Below are 19,234 nucleotides of genomic sequence, written 5' to 3' on the forward strand. Positions count from 1 at the left end.
GGGGGTTATCGCGTAACGCAGCCACGTTCATCAATGAACCTGGAGGCCTTGTGTTCGGACGACGTGCCCAGCTTGCCTGCATCATACACAATAACCTTGGCAGGACGCACGCCGGTGTGCGCCTTGAGCGCAGCTTCCGTGCGGCTTGCCACCTCGTCGTACGGCTCGTCGCTGCCCAGCGAGCGCTCCACGGACACTTCGTACTTGCAGGTGAAGTTCTTCTCGTACACACGGATGGAGTACTCGCCCGTGAGACCGTCCAGACCGCGCACCACGTACTCGATGTCGCTGGGGAACACGTTGACGGCGCCCACGATGAACATCTCGTCCTTGCGGCCGGTCACGTGAATGCGCGCCAGCGTGCGGCCGCATTCGCAGGTGTCAGTGCTCACGTAGCCGATGTCGCCCGTGCGGAAACGGATCATCGGGCGAGCCTTCTTGCACAGCGTCGTGTACACCAGCTCGCCCGTCTCACCCGGAGCCAGCACTTCGCCGGTCGTCGGATCCACCGTCTCCACGAGGATCTGGTCCTCCACGATGTGCAGGCCGTCGTGCGCCTCGCACGCAGCGGCGCAGGCACCGTAGATATCGGACAGGCCGTAGAAGTCGACCACCTTCGCGCCCCAGAGGTTCTCGATGGCCTCGCGCGTGGACTTGATGGAGCCACCCGCCTCGCCGGCCACGATGATGGTGTGGATGTTGAAGTCTTCCTTGGGGTCGAAGCCCTTCTCCTTGGCGATCTCGCCGAGGTGCCACGCGTAGGACGGCGACGTCCAGATGATGGTGGGCTGGTACTGCTTGAGCACGAACAGCAGGCGGTCGGACGGCACGGCACCCACCCAGATGGCCAGCGCGCCCAGGCGCTGCGCGCCGATGACGTCGGGGCCGCCCACGTACAGGGCGAAGTTCAGGCCGTGCACGTAGCGGTCGTTCGGGCGCATGCCCGCCTGCCAGAACAAACGAGCCTCGGTGTCCTGCCATAGGTCGAAGTCCTCCTGCGTGAAGGGGCTGACCGTGGGCACGCCCGTCGAGCCGGACGAGGTGGCCATGAAGATGACCTCTTCCTCGGGCACGGAGCACATCTCACCGAAGAAGCTGCCCACATGCTGCGTCTCGCGTTCCGTCTTCTTGTCGCAGAAGGGGAACTTCGCGATGTCGTCGAGCGATTCGATGTCGCCCGGCTTCACGCCGGCCTCGTCGAACGCGCGCTTGTAGTACACCGTGTTGTCGTATGCGTAGGCCACCATGTCCTTCAGGCGCTCAAGCTGCAGCGCCTCAAGCTCCGGCCGCGGCATGCATTCGATCTCCGGATCATAGTACTTCTGATCGTAGGGGATGTCCTTCGCCATGGTTACTCCTTGTTCGTTTGCGTTTCGCTTCTCGTGCTGCCGCTGCGGGCCGTGAGCCCGCGAGCTTTTGCGCGCCTGCGCGTTCCGGGCGCGTTCGCACATGCGAGCTGCGCGCTTTCGTTCCGGCGCCAGCCCTGCGCGCTTGGCCCCGCCGAGTTGAGCGTCGCGATGTTTCATGTGAAACATTCGTTCGCTACCAGGGTTTATGCGCGCAATGCAGCGTATTGCATGAAACCACGAACGCGACTCAAACACAACCTTTCGGGTCATTCGATGTTTTGATGGTTTGCTATCGATGGAGCAGATAACTGGGTACAATAGGAGGAAGAACGTCGAGCAGGGACGAAGGGTTCGCGGCTGACGCCGCACGGGATCCTTCGACTTCGCGGCTTCGCCGCTCCGCTCAACAGAGTGGGCGGCTTGCACCCGCTCAGGATGACGGGGCGGGCGGCTTGCGTTCGCTCGCTTTCCACGACAGGATGGAGCCACCATGACCTTGCAGCAGCTGCGCTACCTCATCGCCATCGCGGAGTACGGCTCCATCAACGCGGCGGCGCAGAACCTGTACGCGTCGCAGTCGAACCTCTCGACCGCCATCAAGGAGCTTGAGCAGGAGCTGGGCATCACCGTGTTCACGCGCAGCAACCGCGGCGTGACGCTGACGAACGACGGCACCGAGCTTCTAGGCTACGCGCGCCAGGTGATCGAGCAGGCCGACATGCTGGAGATGCGCTACGCCGATAAAGGCTCCACCCACCTGCGGCTGGCCGTGTCCACGCAGCACTACGCGTTCAGCGTGCAGGCGTTCGTGAACGTGGTGGAAGGCTGCAAGGGCGAGGAGTACGAGTTCATCCTGCGCGAAAGCACCACGGCCGAGATCATCGACGACGTGCGCACGTTCCGCAGCGAAGTGGGCATCCTGTACACCGACGACTTCAACCGGCGCGTGCTGCAGAAGGCGTTCGACGACGCCGACGTGGCCTACGCTCCCCTGTTCGACGCGCGCGTGCACGTGTTCGTGGGCGAGCACCACCCGCTGGCGGGCGCCACGCTGCTGCGACCCGACGACCTGGCCGACTACCCGCGCTACTCGTTCGAGCAGGGCACTACGAATTCGTTCTACTATTCCGAAGAGCCGCTCAGCCACCTGCCGCACAAGCGCAACATCCGCATCTCCGACCGCGGCACGCTCACCAACCTGCTGACCAGCTACAACGGATACACCCTGTCCACCGGCGTGCTGTCGGCCGAGATGCACTCGGGCATCGCCAGCATCCCGTTGGACGTGGACGAGACAATGCAGGTGGGCTACATCATGCACAACGAGCGCCGCCCGAGCGACCTGCTGCTGCGCTACATCGACGAGCTGCACGCCATCATCGGCGCCGACCCCACCGTAGAGCCGCACCTTTAGCACAAGTGTTCCACATGAAACTCTTGTTACGCCCCCTCGCGGCCCGTGCGCACGCCCGTCCTCGAAGCCCCGGAGCATCGCAGCTGGGCGCGCTCCCATCGCGACTCGCGTGCGCTCCCGCCCCTCACGGCCCAACGAGCTCGGGCACCCTCGAAGCCCCCATCCCTCTCGGCACGCAAAAAAAACGCCGCCCGTTCGTCCGGGCGGCGTTTCCAGTGCGTGTTCCAAGCAGACAGGTTTAGTGGATGCTGCTGCTCACGTAGGGGGTCTTGTCCTTCAGCACCACGTCGTGGGCGCCGCCCTCGACGATGGACGTGGACGAGACGATGGTCAGCTTCGCCTTCTCCTGCAGCTCGGGGATGGTCAGCGCGCCGCAGTTGCACATCGTGGACTTCACCTTCGACAGCGTGAGGTCGACGTTGTCCTTCAGCGAGCCGGCGTACGGCACGTAGCTGTCGACGCCCTCCTCGAACGACATGCCCTTCTTGTCGCCGCCCAGGTCGTAGCGCTGCCAGTTGCGCGCGCGAGCCGAACCCTCGCCCCAGTACTCCTTCATGTAGGAGCCGTTGATGTTCACCTTGTTCGTGGGGCTCTCGTCGAAACGGGCGAAGTAGCGGCCCAGCATGACGAAGTCGGAGCCCATGGCCAGAGCAAGCGTCAGATGATGATCGTACACGATGCCGCCGTCGGAGCAGATGGGAATGTACACGCCCGTCTCCTCGAAGTACTCGTCGCGTGCCTTCGCCACTTCGATGGTAGCGGTGGCCTGGCCGCGGCCGATGCCCTTCTGCTCACGCGTGATGCAGATGGAGCCGCCGCCGATGCCCACCTTGATGAAGTCGGCGCCCGCATCGGCCAGGAAGCGGAAGCCCTCGGCGTCCACCACGTTGCCCGCGCCCACCTTCACGTCGTCGCCATAGTGCTCGCGGATCCACTCGATGGTGAACTTCTGCCAGTCGGAATAACCCTCGGAGCTGTCGATGCACAGCACGTCGGCACCGGCCTCCACCAGCGCCGGCACGCGCTCGGCGTAGTCGCGCGTGTTGATGCCCGCGCCCACCATGTAGCGCTTGTGCGCGTCCAACATCTCGTTGGGATTCGACTTATGAGAGTCGTAGTCCTTGCGGAACACCAGGTACATGAGGCAATCGTCGTCGTCCACCACGGGCAGGGAGTTCAGCTTGTTGTCCCAGATGATGTCGTTGGCAACCTTGAGGCTGGTGTCGGCCGGAGCCACGATCATCTTCTCGCGCGGGGTCATGAAGTCGGCCACCTTCGCGTCCATGGACATACGGGACAAACGGTAGTCGCGATCGGTGACCACGCCCACCAGCTTGCCGTGCGCCGAACCGTCGGCGGTGACGGGCATGGTGGAGTGACCGTGCTCCTCCTTGAGGGCTACCACGTCGGCCAGCGTCATCTCGGGAGAGAGGTTCGCGTCGCTGGTGACGAAGCCGGCCTTGTAGTCCTTGACGCGAGCGACCATAGCGGCCTGGTCCTCGATGGTCTGGGAGCCGTACACGAACGACAGGCCGCCTTCGGTAGCAAGCGCGATGGCCATGCCGTCGTCGGACACAGCCTGCATGATGGCGGACACCATGGGGATGTTCAACGAGATGGCGGGCTCTTCGCCACGCTTGAACTTCACGAGCGGCGTCTTCAGGCTGACTTCGGCGGGAATGCACTGGGCCGAAGAATAGCCGGGAACGAGCAGGTACTCGTTAAAGGTTCGGGACGGCTCGTCGAAATAGTATGCCATGACTCCTCCATCTGCGGTCGGTGCGGTGTCGGGGTGCCGCGAAGCGCATATCGCTCCGCCGTGCATCCGTTACTCAGGTGTTACCCGCTATTATAGCCACGGGAGCCCCGCCCACGCGAGCAATCCCCAAGGAATATGGAGAAAAATATGCGGTACGTTGCTCGAGCCGACGCGGCCGCGCTTCTTGCGCCTTCACTCAGAGCGTTCCGTTGCCGATGCGACGCTTTGCGCGCACGGCTTGACGCCAACGCCGGCCCCTCTCCGTCGTCCTTGAGGCTTTCTACCCGTCTTTCCCGTTTCTCCCTTGTCGCTCGACGACGCTCATAAGCTCTTGCTTGGAATGGACGCCTGTTTTCGCGTAGACGCGCTTGATGTGTGCCCATACGGTGTTCTCCGAAATGATCAACGTCTCGGCGATGAACCTGGCCGAGCGACCGCGCGCTAAGTAGCCCAATATCTCGCGTTCGCGCGGCGTCAGCTCGAACCGCGCCGCAACGGCATCGACGCCAGCACCCAGCGCGTCATCGACGGTAGGAACGGAGCCCGCGCTTGGCGCACCCGCCTCGCGTTCGCTCGCCGTAGCATGGGAAGCGCTTTGCGGATGCGCGCGGCGCAACGCGACCACCAGCACGATGGCCAACGGGTAGATGGCCGCGAACGCGAGCAGCGTCAACAACGACAGCCCGTAATCGGCGCTGAGCGCGCCCAGAACGCCGCCTATGGACAGGCCGATCACCAAGAACAGACCCGAGCCGCCCAGGTACACGCTTGACAGCACATAGCTCGACATGCGCAACGTGCGTGCACGATCGACTATGAACAGCAGGAACACCATGCCGCACACGTCGTAGCACGTGATCATGACGAGACCGGCCAGCCCGCCGAGCGCTTCGCCGAAAAACGGCAGCAACGAGAGGATCGCCAGCATCGCGGGCAGACAACCCTTGTAGACGGCCGTGGGATCGGGATGTCGCATGGTGAGCCCTGCCACCAACGCGGTGATCGCCGTGGCCGCCACCAGCGGCATCCACATGTTCACATCGCCTACGATGCTCTCGGACTGCGAGCCCAGTACCGTGGTGTGCAGGATGCCCACAACGCCCACGAGCACGAACAGGCATAAGAACGCCTGCAGCAACGAGAGGCGATCGCCGCGGTTCGCCGGAAGAAGCTCGTCGCGCTCGGCAAACGAGAGCATGCGCTTGAGTCGCACGAACAGGCAGGCCGAAACGACCACCGCCACAATGGAGAGCACGCTTGCCGCAAGCGACCCCAAAAGCGGTAGCACCGACACCAGCACGCATTGAACGATCAGCCCACCCACGATTTGGTAGACGCCGTAAGCGGCATCGGGCTCCGCAACGAACGCCTCGAGCCATGCAGCATTGAGCACCGTGAGCGCGAACCCGCACAGCACGCCGTAGAACACGGCCGTCGCCGCGAACGGCAGCCCCGCCATTACGCCGGTAGCGCTCAAAAAGAACCCGACGAGCAACGCGATCACAGCCGGAACTTGCGATAGCGCACCCGGACGAAGCCGTCCTGCGCGCACGAGCGCGATGATCGCAAGCGCCGTCGCAAACGAAATCGCGTTCATCGCGAACATGAAATCAAGCTCGGACACGAATCCGACAGTAGAGGACACCGAGCCCATCGCCGTAATGTAGGCAACCGAAATCGCGGTCTTGCACAGACCGAAACCGAGCGCCCCAAGGGCTATGCCTGCATGCTTGCTTGTCACGCGATTTCCTCCCGAACGCATTGTACCTTGTCTTGCGCGCGGCGACGGGGGCGTCGAATGGAAAACCGTCTGCAGCCTTCATATACGAATGACATTGACCAGGCACGATGCAAAAAATAACCGAAAATGGGCGAGGCGGAAACCGTCCGTTTCGATACATGCACCGATAATCGGGGTCGACTCCGACAACCTCGCCTGGCGATACTCGCGTTGTTCATTTCGGCGAGGCACGGCGATCACGAAGCCACGCCGACCAATCGAGGAGGGAGCAACACTATGGAACTCAATCGCAGGGACTTTCTCAAGGGGTCGCTCGCATTCGGCGGCGTCGCCGCACTGGGCGGTCTAGCGGGATGCGCGACGCCGCAACAGGCGAGCAACGACTCGGCGAAAGACGCCAAACCGGAGAAGAAAAGCGTGCCCGACAGCTTCACCGACGGCAAATGGATAGGCTCGGCTATGGGCCACGACGACGACCTGTTCGTGCAGGTGACCGTCGCGGGCGGCGACATCGCAGGCATCAGCGTGCTGCGCTGCGACGACACCATCGGCATCGGATCCACGGCCGCTCCGATGATGGCAACGAGGATTCTCGAAGCCAAGAACATCGACGTGGACACAGTCACCGGTGCCACCACCACATCGATGGCCGTGCAAAGCGCTGTAGCCGACGCCATCACGAACGCCGGCGGTAATCCGAAGGACTTCCGCCTAGGCGCCGCAACCCCCAGCGGCGGCGCCGCGCAGACCGCCGACGTGGACGTGGCGTTCATGGGCGCCGGCACCGCAGGCCTCGTTGCAGCGACGCGACTGCTGGAAGCCGGGAAAACGGTGGTGCTCTTCGAGAAGCAGGACATTGCCGGCGGCTCCATGCCCATGACGTACTCGGGCGTCGCCGCCGCCGAATCGCAGCTGCAAGCGAACTACGCGCTCGGCAGGGCCGACGACAATCCCATGTACAACAAGCAAGCTATGTTGGCAGTCATGCAGAAGTACCTCGTTCCCGAAAACGACCGCTTCGACGGCGCGATGCCGTACCAAACGGCCATGTACTCGAACTCCGGACAACTGGTGGATTGGATGCACGGCATCGGCGTGGGCTTCTACAGCTTGGGCGTGAACAAGGCGTACGGCGTGACGCCGTATTTGGCTCCCGGCTGCTACATGGGCGGCTGCGGATACGCGAAGGACTACCTGGTCGATCGCATCGGTGCGCTTGGCGGACAGATCGTATACGCGACGAAGGTGACCGAACTCGTGCAGGATGCCGACGGTCGCGTGACCGGGCTCAAAGCTGAAGGGCGTGACGGCTCTACCTGGACCGTCACGGCGAAGGCCGTATGCCTCACGTCGGGAGGGTTCGCGGCCAACCCGGACATGATCAAGGAGCACTACCCTCAGTACGCCGACTTCAAGTTCAATTGCGCACCCGGCTCCACCGGCGATGGCATCGAGCTGGGACAGAAGGCGGGAGGCGCTATCGAGTGCATGGGTCGCGACCTAGGCGCATTCCTGTCCACCACGAACCAGGCCGGATCGAACTTCGAGATCGCCTTCTTGTACCAGACCACGCCAGGCATCCTCGTGAACGCGTCGGGCAAGCAGTTCGGCAATATCATGTCGGATAACCACGGCGTGCTTGGGCGGGCGCTTCTCGATGAAACGAACGGGGGGAAGTTCTTCTACGTCACCGACGAAGCGGGCCGCATCACCACGAACAAGAACGAGCTGTACGCCATGGATACCTACAAATGCCTCGAGCACCGTGGCGACATGGTGCACTACGATTCCGTGGAGGCTGCTGCCGAGGAGCTGGGGCTGACCGACCTCGCTGCCACTCTCGATACGCATAACGCCCACGCGCTCGCCGGCGAGGAAGACGAGTTCGGACGCAAGAAGCTGCCCTACCTCGACACGCATGATGGCGTTTGGGTAGTGTCCTGCATCCCCACGTTCTACTTGACCACGGGTGGTTTGGCCATCGACACCGAAGGACACGTGCTGAGCGACTCGGGCGAAGCCGTCGCCGGACTGTACGCGGCGGGCGACGTATGCGGATCCATCGAGGAGAAGGACGGCCGACCCTACGCGATGGGCTTCGACGCCGCCATGAACTACGGCTACCTCATGGCAGAAACCGTGAAGGGCGAGATCTAAGTTGCACCGAAACCTTTAGACTTCTCCCCGCTCCGCTCGGCCCGCGGCGCCCTCCCTCCGGCGCCGCGGGCCTACCCCAGCCCCAGCCAGGTTTGCACGATGGGTACGTAGCCGGCCACGAACACCGCCAGGATGAGCACGGGCAGCGCGAAGCGCACGTAGCCGCGAGCCCAGCGAGGAAAGCGCGTGCCCTCGCCCGTGTCGGCCTCGCGCAGAAACGCATCCCAACCCCAGCCCCGCTTGGACGTGCAGAACAGCAGGAACACCAGAGCGCCCAGCGGCAGCACGTTGTTCGACATGAGGAAGTCCTCGATGGCCTGGATATTGCCGATACCCGGCACCTCCACGCCCGCCCACACGTTGAAGCCCAGTACGCACGGCAGCGACAACAGCGCCAGCGCGATGCCGTTCACCAGGCAAGCGCGGTTGCGCGACCAGCCCCACTCGTCCATGCTGAAGCTCATGATGTTCTCGAACACCGCCACCACCGTGGACAGCGCGGCGAAGCTCATGAACAGGAAGAACAGCGTGCCCCACAGCTGCCCCACCGGCATCTGGCTGAACACGCTGGGAAGCGTGATGAACACCAGGCCGGGGCCGCTGCCCGGCTCCACCCCGAACGCGAAGCACGCCGGGAAGATGATGAGGCCCGCCATGATGGCCACGAGCGTGTCCAGCCCCGCGACGCGCAGCGCCTCGCCCGTAAGGCGGTAGCGTTTATCGATGTAGCTGCCGAAGATGGACATGGACCCCACGCCCACCGACACCGTGAAGAACGCCTGGCCCATAGCCGCGAACACGGCATCGACGAACGTCCCCCACCCGCCTTCGAACAGCTTCGCGAAATCGGGCATGAGATAGAACGACAGGCCCTCTTCGGCGCCCGGAAGCGTGACCGCGCGCACCACCAGCACGGCAAGGACGGCGAACAGGGCGGCCATCATCGTCTTCGTAATGCGCTCCACGCCGTTGCGCAAGCCGGCCCGCGTCACTAACACGCCTATCAGCACTACGACCAGCATGAACGCGACCATCATAAGCGGGTCGGCCAGAAGCCCGTTGAACACCCCTTCGACGGCGCCGGCGTCCAGGCCCTCGAACGTGCCCGCGCCGCTGAACGCCATGAACGCCAGCATCCATCCGGCAACCGTGGTGTAGAACATCATCAGCAGGTAATTGCCCGCAAGGGCCGCCCACTTGAACCGATGCCATTTCGACCCGGCCGGCTCCAGCTCGTCGAAGCTGCGCGCGACGCCCTTCTGGCTCGCCCGGCCCACCGCGAACTCCATCACGAGAATGGGCAGCGCGAACACCACCAAGAACAGCAAATACAAAAGCACGAATGCCGCGCCCCCGTACTGCCCCACGATGTAAGGGAAGCGCCACACGTTCCCCAGCCCGATGGCGCATCCCGCGCTGATCAGGATGAACCCTAAACGGGATCCGAATTTCTCACGTACCATACGTCCTCGCTTATCGAAAGCGCCCAGACTGAACAGTCCGGACGCGCAAAAAACAATGCGAGCAGTGTAGCGGAAGACGGCAATGAAGCCAATTGGCAGTTCGGCAGCGCACGGTGCACGGCCTGCCCTAACCGTGCACCTGCCCGCCCTTTACCTGCGTAGACGAATTTACCGTTAACCGAGTTATCTGTTTATCAGATGACTGCTGTCCAAAACTACGAATGACCAAACCCCTTGTTTCAATCTAGGCATCCGTTGATAATGCTTTCACCCCACTGAAGAGAGGAGAGCCCGTGCTCATGCGAATGCAATCGCCCCAACCCACGCGCCCTGGTGCCTGCCTTCATCTGCATTCAGTTCTCCCGCTGCCATAAGCGCGCCGAGAGCATTGCATGCGAAGACGGGAAGCCTATGGCTTCTTTTTTTACCCTTAGCACCCCTCATCGAGACAAAGGACCAAACCCATGACTATCCGCACCGCTTCACATGAAACCCCCGCCGGATCGCGCTCGTCGCGAGCCCGCCGCGCCGCCGCAGCCCTTGTCGCCTGCTTGGCCGTCGCCCTGCTCATCCTGCCCGGCTGTACGTCGACCGGCGGCTCCAATGCCGAAACTATCCGAGTCGGCGTGTGCGCAGGACCCTATCAAGACATGTTCGAGCAGGCCATCGAACCCTCTCTGACCGAGCAGGGCTACTCGGTTAAGTACGTCGAATTCTCCGACTACGTGCAGCCGAACAATGCTCTGGCCGACGGCGAGATCGACCTCAACCTGTTCCAGCATGCGACCTATTTGGAGAGCTTCTCCAAACAGCACAACCTCGACCTCGCATCCATCGTCGAGGTGCCCACCGCCGCCATGGGCGTGTTCCTGGGCAAAGCCGGCTCGCTCGATCAACTGCCCCCGAACGCAACCGTCGCCATTCCCAATGACGACACCAACCTGTCGCGAGCGCTGCGCGTGCTGCAGCAGGCGGGCCTCATCACGCTGGATGCCTCCGTCGACCCCGCGAAAGCAGGGGTGAACAACATCGCGGAGAACCCGCGTGGCCTTTCCTTCCAGCAGGTCAACGCTGAAGTGCTGCCCACCGTGCTGGACAGCGTGGACGTCGCGGTGATCAACGGCAACTACGCCATCGGCGCCGGCCTCGACCTTGCCGACGCGGCTTACGTCGAGCAGCTGTCCGAGGGATACTACAACGTCATCGCCGTGCAGGGCGCCGATGCCGACGCCGAATTCGCCCAGGCTGTGAAAGGAATCGTGCAATCCGATGCGTTCAAAAGCGTCATCGACGACCCCGACAACATCTTCGCCGGCTTCGGCAAGCCCAGCTCGTACTAGGCAATCGTCGCAAAGGAAGGTCGTTCCATGATAGAGCTGAAGAACATCCAGGTCGAGTTTTCCCGAGACGGGGCTTCCGCCACCGCGGCCGTCGACGACGTGAGCCTGACCATCCTGGAAGGCGAGGTGTTCGGCATCATCGGGTCGAGCGGTGCCGGCAAGTCGACGCTTGTGCGCACCATCAACCTCCTGCAAAAGCCCACGTCGGGAGATATCGTGATCGACGGCGCATCCATCGTAGGGCAGACCGGCGCCCGTTTGCGCGAAACGCGCTGCGGCATCGGCATGATCTTCCAGCACTTCAACCTATGGAATGCCAAGACCGTCTACGACAACGTTGCCTTTCCTTTGAAGTGCGCCCGTTGGAGCAAGCAGGACATCGAGGAGCGCGTCGTCGAGCTGCTGGAGTTCGTGAACCTGGAGGAGAAGCGCGACGCGTACCCCCAAACGCTGAGCGGCGGACAGAAGCAGCGCGTGGCCATCGCACGCGCACTGGCCGCCAACACGCGCATCCTCCTGTGCGACGAGCCCACCAGCGCGCTCGATCTCGAAACCACAAAATCGGTGCTCGACGTGCTGAAACGCGTGAACCAGCAACTTGGCGTGACCATCGTGGTCATCACCCACGAGCTTGACGTGGTGAAAGGCATCTGCGACCGCATCGCAGTGATGGACGGCGGACGCGTGGTGGAGCAAGGCGAAACCTACGAGGTGTTCTCCAACCCGCAGTCCGAGATGCTGCGAGGCCTGGTGCGGCACTCCCAGAACTTCGCCCTGCCAAGCGGCGCGTTCGAGCAAAACGGCTCTATCATCAAGCTCACCTACGCGGGAGAAAACGCCACCGAACCCGTGCTATTCGATGCAGGGAAGCTGTTCGACGTGCGCCTTTCCATCCTGCACGGCAAGATCGAGTACATCAACGAGAAGCCCTTCGGCATTTTGTACGTGCGAGCCGAGGGCGCCAACGACCAAATCGACCGAGCGACCGCGCATCTGAGAGGGCAGGTCGAGCATCTGGAGGTGTTGAAGCATGCCGGATAACATCAGCGAGATTCTACTCGAGGTGGGCAAAACGCTGGGAGAGACCGCGTTCATGTGCAGCATCGCGCTGGTCATCGCCATCGTGGCTGGCGGCGCGCTGGGCATTTTGCTCTACGCTTCCAGCACGCACCTGTTCATAAACAGCCCCTTGCTCAACAAGGTGCTGGGCGCGACGGTGAACGTGGTGCGCTCCATCCCGTTTTTGATTCTGCTCATCTTCCTGCTGCCGCTGTCGGCCTTGGTAGTGGGCACCAAAATCGGCACCGAGGCGGTGGTGATCCCCTTGGCCGTCGCGGCGGTGGCCTTCTTCGCGCGGCTGAGCGAGGCGTCGTTGGCCGAAGTCGACAAGGGCATGATCGAGGCCGCGTTCGCCAGCGGAGCCGGCAAGCTGAGAACGATGTTCTGCATCGTGCTGCCGGAAGCGCACGTGCCGCTGGTGAAAGACATTACGATCACCGCCATCTCGCTGCTGGGATTCTCGGCCATGGCAGGTCTTGTGGGAGGCGGAGGCCTGGGCGACCTCGCGTATCGCTACGGCTACCAGCGTTACAACATGGGAATCATGATCGCGTGCATCGCGGTGCTGGTGGTGCTGGTTCAGATCATCCAGGCAGCAGGAGACTGGTACGTCAACCGCATCGAGCGGAGACGCTCGTAAGAGCAAGCATAGCGAGACGGGCGGCGGGTGCGCGGACGGAACGGGGGCGGGGCGCTCGATGCGCCCCGCCCCCGTTCGCGATTCTGATGCTTCGTTGCCCGCAGGGCGTCCCTACGCGTTTTTCAGGAACGCTTCGTAGCCTTTGAAGGCCTCGTAGATGTCGGCTTTGCTGGCGACCTCCCACGGGGAGTGCATCGACAGCACGGCCACGCCCGAGTCGATGACGTCCATACCGTACTTGGCAGGAATATAGGCGATGGTCCCGCCGCCTCCCACGTCGACCTTGCCCAGCTCAGCGGTCTGGAACGACACGCCGGCGTCATCCATGACGCGGCGGATGCGCGCCACGTACTCGGCGTTCGCATCGTTGGAGCCGCTCTTGCCGCGGCTGCCCGTGTACTTGTTGAACACCAGGCCGCGCCCCAAAAACGCGGAGTTCTTCGCCTCGAACGCGCTGGCGTAGGCGGGGTCGAAGCCGGCGGACACGTCGGACGACAGCATGCTTGACGCCGCTAGCGCGCGGCGCAGCGGCAGCGGGCCGCCCTCGCCGGCAAGCTCCATGATCTCGGCCATGGTGTTCTCGAAGAACTGCGATGCCATGCCGGTGGCGCCCACGCTGCCGATCTCCTCCTTGTCCACCAGCACGCACACGGCCGTCTTCTCCGGTGCCTCAGCGAGCGCAAGTTGCGCCACGAGCGACGTGTAGGCGCACACGCGGTCGTCCTGCCCGTAGCCGATCACCATGCTGCGGTCGAATCCCAGGTCGCGGGCGCGTCCAGCGGGCACGACCTCGATCTCGGCCGACAGGAAGTCCTCTTCCTCGATGCCGTACTTCTCAGCCAGCAGCTTAAGCGCGAACGCCTTGACGGGCTCCTTCTCTTCTTCTTTACCAGCAGGAGCCTGGACATCCTCGGTCGGATCGCCGTCCACTGCAGATTCCCCGGGAGCCTCGGCGGCGCCCACCAAGCGAGTTCCGCACGAGCCGGACAGTCCAGCGGACCGTCCGTGCGAGCCAGGACTGCCGAGCGACTGGGTGCCGTCGAGGCTCCCGCCTCCGCAGGTCAAAGGGCGGTTGCCCATGAGGATGTCCAGGTCCTCGCCCTCCACCACCTCGTTGGCCTTCTTCGCCATCTGCTTGCCGGCCAGGTGGACCAGCAGGTCGGTGACGCAGAACACCGGATCGTCCGGGTCGTCGCCCACCTGGACGTCCACCACGGTGCCGTCTTTCTTCGCGATCACGCCGTGCAGCGCCAGCGGCAGCGTGACCCACTGGTAGTTCTTGATGCCGCCGTAATAATGCGTATCGAACAGCGTGAACCCGTTCGACTCGTACAGCGGGTTCTGCTTGAGGTCGAGGCGCGGGCTGTCGATGTGCGCGCCCAGGATGTTGAGCCCCTGCTCCAACGGCTTCTGCCCGAGATGCGCCAGGATGAGCGCCTTGCCGTGCGCCTGCGCCCACACCTTGTCGCCGGCCTTGAGCGTGCGCCCTTCGCGCACCGCCTGGTCAAGCGGCAGGTAGCCGTGCTCTTCCGCCAGCGCGACGGCCGAAGCCGCGCACTCGCGCTCGGTCTTGTTGTCCGAGATGAAGTCGATGTACTCGGCAGCCAGATGCTCCAGCGCCTCGAGGTCGGCTTCGTCGTATTTCTTCCATGCCACGTCGCGTTCCATGTCATGCGTCCTTTCGCCGCCGTTTTCTTATTCCGCCCCATTATCGCCAAGCCCAGCGCCAGCGAAACCCCGAAAGCGCAATCTCCCGCAAATCGTAAGCAAGCGGGCGCGAACCCAAAAGTAACCGTTCGGTAAACTCGGTGAAGATTGCTCTTTCCCAAGAAGGGAAAGCAGGAAAATCAACCATGATTAACGAAGCATCAACCATTGCGTAACACCTGCGTTTCGCCTCCTCGCGAGGAACGCACCGAAAGGCACCCCATGCTGCAACTGCTCAACATCTGCAAGTCGTACACGACGGCCGACTTCACCCAGACCGCGCTCGACAACGTGTCGGTGTCGTTCCGCGACAACGAGTTCGTGGCCATCCTGGGGCCCTCCGGCTCGGGCAAGACCACGCTGCTCAACATCGTGGGCGGCCTCGACCACTACGACTCGGGGAACCTCATCATCGATGGCATCTCCACCGAACAGTATAAAGACAAGGACTGGGACGCCTACCGCAACAACCGCATCGGCTTCGTGTTCCAAAGCTACAACCTCATCCCCCACCAGACGGTGCTGTCCAACGTGGAGCTGGCGCTGACGCTGTCGGGCGTGTCGCGCGCCGAACGCCACGACCGCGCGGTGGCCGCGCTGCAGAAGGTGGGCCTGGGCGATCACGTGAACAAGAAGCCCAGCCAGCTGTCCGGCGGCCAGATGCAGCGCGTCGCCATCGCGCGCGCCCTGATCAACGATCCCGAGATCCTGCTGGCCGACGAGCCCACCGGCGCCCTCGACTCCAAAACCAGCGTCCAGATCATGGACCTGCTCACCGAGATCGCGAACGACCGCCTGGTCATCATGGTCACGCACACCCCCGAGCTGGCCGAAGACTACGCAACGCGCATCGTCACGCTCACCGACGGCGTCATCCGCTCCGACACCGACCCCTACGAGCCCACCGCCGAGGACATGCGCGTGAGCGAGAAGCCCGCGCGCCGCACGAAGATGTCGTTCCTCACGGCGCTTTCGCTGTCGTTCAAGAACCTCATGACGAAGAAGGGCCGCACGCTGATGACGGCGTTCGCGGGCTCTATCGGCATCATCGGCATCGCCGCCATCCTGTCGTTGGCCAACGGCGTGAACAACTATATCAAGTCCGTCGAAGAGGAGACGCTATCGGAGTACCCGCTGCAAATCCAGAGCACCGGCTTCGACATGACCTCCATGATGCTGGGCGCGGCCACCGGGGCAGGCGGCAACACGGGGGAAGCCGAAGGCGACGGCGACCAGGACAAAGTAGGCGTCACCGAGATGGTCACCAACATGTTCTCCAGCATCGGCTCGAACGATCTGGCGTCGCTGAAGGAGTACCTGGACAGCGGTCAGAGCGACATCGACCAGTACACGAACGCCATCGAATACACCTACAACGTGGCTCCGCAGATATACAGCTCCAACACCGATAAGCTTCGCCAGGTGAACCCCGACAAGTCGCTGTCCGCGCTGGGCCTGGGCTCAACGGCATCCTCGAACAGCCTCATGTCCATGTCGATGAGCACCGACGTGTTCTACGAGATGCCCAGCGACCCGAACCTGTACGAGAGCCAGTACGACGTGAAAGCAGGACACTGGCCCGAGAACCACAACGAGGTGGTGCTCGTGCTCACAGGCAACGGCAACATCAGCGATTTCATGCTGTACACGCTGGGTCTGCGCGACGCCAACGAGTTCGACGACATGGTTAAGAAGTTCGCGGCCGAAGAAGAGGTGACCACGCCCGACAACATCGAGCAGCCCACCTACGACGACATCCTGGGCATCACGTTCAAGCTGGTGCAGGCCACGGACTACTACGTGCACGACGACGAGTTCAACGTGTGGAAAGACAAGACGGACGACACCGACTACATGCGCAACCTGGTGAACAACGGCGAGGACGTGAAGATCGTCGGCATCGTGCAGCCGCGCGAAGACGCCACCGCCACCATGCTGAGCTCGGGCATCAACTACCCCTCCACGCTGACCGACTACGTGATCGAGCAGGCCGCCAGCAGCACCATCGTGAAGGACCAGCTGGCTCATCCCGACACCAACGTGTTCACCGACAAGCCGTTCGGCGAGGAAGACGACGGCGAGGGCTTCGATATGCAGTCGCTGTTCACTATCGACGGCGATGCCATCCAGGCGGCGTTCAAGTTCGACGAGAGCGCGCTGACCAGCGGATTGTCAGGCATGTCGCTGGACCTGTCGGGGCTGTCGCTGGACATGGGATCGCTGCCGGCGTTCGACGGCTCGTCCATCGCGCTTGATCCCAGCAGCATCGACATGAGCAACCTGGTCGATTTCAGCGACATCAAGCTGGATCTGGGCGATGTGCAGCCGACCATGGATTCGGCGAAGATGCAGGCGGCCATGGAAGACATCATGGCAGGGTTCAACCCGTGGTACGCGAACTGGGCGCAGGAACAGGTCGCGCAAGGTAAGGTTCCCACCATGGAAGACGGAGCGAAAGCCTACCTCGAAAGCGAGGAGGTCCAGAAGAAGATCGCCGATGCCATCATGGGATCCATCGACATGAAGCAGGCCACCGAAGCCCTGCAAACCCAGCTACAGCAGCAGCTGTCGGCAAAGATGCAGCAAGCCGTCCCCGCCATGGCGCAGGCGCTTGAGAGCCAGCTGCAGGCGTCCATCACCACGGCCATGAGCTCGTACATGCAAAACGTGCTGGGCGCGTACATGCAGCAGATGCAGACCGCGCTGGAAACGCAGGTGTCCGCTGCCATGCAGCAGTCCATGAACCAGATCGCCGCGAACATGTCTAACGCCATGAGCATCGATGAGTCGGCCTTCGCCAACGCGTTCCAGATGAACATGGACGAGAACGACCTCACCGAGCTCATGATGTCGATGATGGGCAAGGAGGACGCCTCCTACGACAACAACCTGAAGAAGCTGGGCTACGCCGACTTCAACAAGCCGAGCGGCATCGACATCTACCCCATCGACTTCGAGAGCAAAGAGAAGGTCATCGGCATCCTCGACGCCTACAACGACCGCATGACCGCCGACGGCGAAGACGACAAGGTGATCACCTACACCGACTTCGTGGGCACGCTCATGGCCTCGGTCACCGACATCGTGAACATGATCAGCTACGTGCTGGTGGCGTTCGTGGCCATCTCGCTGGTGGTGTCGTCCATCATGATCGGCGTCATCACCTACATTTCGGTGCTGGAACGCAAGAAGGAGATCGGCATCCTGCGCTCCATCGGCGCCAGCAAGGGCGACATCAGCCGCGTGTTCAACGCCGAGACCATCATCGTGGGCTTCACGGCCGGCGTCATCGGCATCGGCCTGACCATGCTGGCCTGCATACCCGCCAACGCCATCGTCTACTCGCTGTTCGACGTGGCGAACGTGGCCTCGCTGCCGTGGCAGGCCGCCGTCATCCTGGTGGCCATCAGCGTGTTCCTCACGTTCCTGGCCGGCCTCATCCCCTCCAGCGCCGCCAGCAGGAAAGACCCGGTGGAAGCGCTGAGAAGCGAGTAAGCGAAGCTGCACCGCACAAGCCCGAGCAAACCGAAGAGGCGCTCCTGTTTTGCAAGAGCGCGTCTTTTCCTCGCCAAGACGAGAGGGGCGGCGTCTTCCATCGCCCCTCTCGCTTGCCGCGGACGCTTTTGTGGACGTTTCGCGAAATACCCGACGGCCATCGATTACCCCCTTGCGTCTCGTTCGGCTTCGGAGTATTCTACTTATTGAGATTAATTCTCAATAAGAGTGCACAGACGAAAACGTAAGACGAGAAGGAGTATCACCCATGAAGGTACGTTCCGAGATCCCCACCGCCGAGAACACCACGAACATGGACGGCTTCGGCACCTGCGAAGTCGGCACCACGCTCGAGAACCTGAAGGCCGCCATCGGCGGCGAGACCGGCGCTTCCGCCAAGTACGCCGCGTTCGCCCAGGCTGCCAAGGAGCAGGGCTACGAGCAGATCGCTCGCCTGTTCGAGGCAACGTCCGCTGCCGAGCAGATCCACATCGGCCTCGAGTACGCGCTCGTCGCCGAGATGGAGCCGGGCTTCGAGAAGCCGGCCGCCCCTGAGGCCGAGGGCATCCAGACCGACCTGAACCTCATCATGGGCGCTCAGGGCGAGATCTTCGAGACGTCCGACATGTACCCGGCCTTCATCAAGAAGGCTCAGGAAGAGGGCAACACGAAGGCCGTGCAGGTGTTCACCCGCGCCAAGCTGGCCGAGTCCGTGCACGCCGAGCGCTACCTGGCGGCGTACAACGACATCGACGCTCCCGACGACGACAAGTTCTACCTGTGCCCCATCTGCGGTTACATCCACAAGGGCGAGAACTTCGAGAAGTGCCCCATCTGCTTCTGCCCGAAGGCCTCCTTCCGCGCGTTCTAAACCGTCGCACCCAGCTTTTCCATCTGCCAGAAACGGCCGCCCTCGGGCGGCCGTTTCCACGTCTGCGACCTGCATCTTCACCGAATGTTTCACGTGAAACATTCGTTCGCACATTGCGCGGGAGCAGGTTGCGCTATCATAAGGGCTTCGGACGAAAGAAGGCTCTTATGGATCAGCAGCAGGCGACCATCTCCCCCACCATCGACGGCATCCTCGCGCACAACCGCGCGTTCGTGGAG

General features: G+C 62.8%; 12 protein-coding genes. 7 read left to right on the forward strand and 5 right to left on the reverse strand.

The genetic code is table 11. The annotated features are described in order from the left end of the window. Positions 1 to 5: 5 nt before the first annotated feature. A complete protein-coding gene (locus ACMO6A_RS00815; protein WP_009306018.1) occupies positions 6 to 1,349 on the reverse strand; it encodes a phenylacetate--CoA ligase family protein in 1,344 nt (447 codons plus the stop codon). A gap of 490 nt (positions 1,350 to 1,839) precedes the next feature. Here ACMO6A_RS00815 and ACMO6A_RS00820 point away from each other — a divergent pair, with 490 nt between their 5' ends. Next, complete coding sequence (locus tag ACMO6A_RS00820) at positions 1,840 to 2,763, forward strand: LysR family transcriptional regulator (RefSeq protein WP_009608146.1); 924 nt, start codon at positions 1,840 to 1,842, stop codon at positions 2,761 to 2,763. Between the two features lie 238 nt (positions 2,764 to 3,001). Here the strand turns inward: ACMO6A_RS00820 and ACMO6A_RS00825 are convergent, their stop codons facing one another. Then, complete coding sequence (locus ACMO6A_RS00825; RefSeq protein ID WP_009306016.1) at positions 3,002 to 4,522, reverse strand: IMP dehydrogenase; 1,521 nt, start codon at positions 4,520 to 4,522, stop codon at positions 3,002 to 3,004. A 280-nt stretch (positions 4,523 to 4,802) separates the two neighbouring features. Continuing rightward, positions 4,803 to 6,263, reverse strand: coding sequence for a response regulator transcription factor (locus tag ACMO6A_RS00830; protein ID WP_418470652.1), 1,461 nt, complete (start codon positions 6,261 to 6,263; stop codon positions 4,803 to 4,805). Between the two features lie 276 nt (positions 6,264 to 6,539). Between ACMO6A_RS00830 and ACMO6A_RS00835 the strand changes: the two genes are divergently transcribed. Beyond that, positions 6,540 to 8,420: an FAD-binding protein gene (locus ACMO6A_RS00835; RefSeq protein WP_009306014.1), complete on the forward strand. Its 1,881-nt coding sequence runs from the start codon at positions 6,540 to 6,542 to the stop codon at positions 8,418 to 8,420. Positions 8,421 to 8,491: 71 nt separating this feature from the next. Here ACMO6A_RS00835 and ACMO6A_RS00840 read toward each other — a convergent pair whose 3' ends face one another. Further along, positions 8,492 to 9,883 (reverse strand): sodium-dependent transporter, encoded by a 1,392-nt coding sequence (locus tag ACMO6A_RS00840; protein WP_009306013.1) that lies wholly within the window; start codon positions 9,881 to 9,883, stop codon positions 8,492 to 8,494. A gap of 464 nt (positions 9,884 to 10,347) precedes the next feature. On the opposite strand from ACMO6A_RS00840, the gene ACMO6A_RS00845 reads away from it, so the two are divergent. From ACMO6A_RS00845 to ACMO6A_RS00855, 3 genes are read left to right on the forward strand one after another with little or no spacing between them, the layout of a single operon-like run. Next, complete coding sequence (locus tag ACMO6A_RS00845) at positions 10,348 to 11,223, forward strand: MetQ/NlpA family ABC transporter substrate-binding protein (RefSeq protein WP_009608184.1); 876 nt, start codon at positions 10,348 to 10,350, stop codon at positions 11,221 to 11,223. A gap of 27 nt (positions 11,224 to 11,250) precedes the next feature. Then, positions 11,251 to 12,264 (forward strand): methionine ABC transporter ATP-binding protein, encoded by a 1,014-nt coding sequence (locus ACMO6A_RS00850; protein WP_009306011.1) that lies wholly within the window; start codon positions 11,251 to 11,253, stop codon positions 12,262 to 12,264. After that, entirely contained in the window at positions 12,254 to 12,922 is a 669-nt protein-coding gene (locus ACMO6A_RS00855) for a methionine ABC transporter permease (RefSeq protein ID WP_009306010.1), read from the forward strand. The genes ACMO6A_RS00850 and ACMO6A_RS00855 overlap by 11 nt, the downstream gene beginning before the upstream one ends. A gap of 111 nt (positions 12,923 to 13,033) precedes the next feature. On the opposite strand, the gene ACMO6A_RS00860 is transcribed toward ACMO6A_RS00855, so the two are convergent. Then, a complete protein-coding gene (locus ACMO6A_RS00860; protein WP_086415001.1) occupies positions 13,034 to 14,590 on the reverse strand; it encodes an aminopeptidase 1 in 1,557 nt (518 codons plus the stop codon). A gap of 261 nt (positions 14,591 to 14,851) precedes the next feature. Here ACMO6A_RS00860 and ACMO6A_RS00865 point away from each other — a divergent pair, with 261 nt between their 5' ends. Together ACMO6A_RS00865 and ngr are read left to right on the forward strand one after the other, a co-directional pair. Beyond that, positions 14,852 to 18,124 (forward strand): ATP-binding cassette domain-containing protein, encoded by a 3,273-nt coding sequence (locus ACMO6A_RS00865; RefSeq protein ID WP_418470653.1) that lies wholly within the window; start codon positions 14,852 to 14,854, stop codon positions 18,122 to 18,124. A gap of 268 nt (positions 18,125 to 18,392) precedes the next feature. Then, positions 18,393 to 18,995 carry a nigerythrin gene (gene ngr / locus ACMO6A_RS00870; RefSeq protein ID WP_009306007.1) on the forward strand — a complete coding sequence of 201 codons (603 nt, stop codon included), beginning with the start codon at positions 18,393 to 18,395 and terminating at the stop codon, positions 18,993 to 18,995. Positions 18,996 to 19,234 lie beyond the last annotated feature (239 nt).

The organism is Eggerthella sp., from assembly GCF_048329335.1.
Lineage (GTDB): Bacteria > Actinomycetota > Coriobacteriia > Coriobacteriales > Eggerthellaceae > Eggerthella > Eggerthella lenta.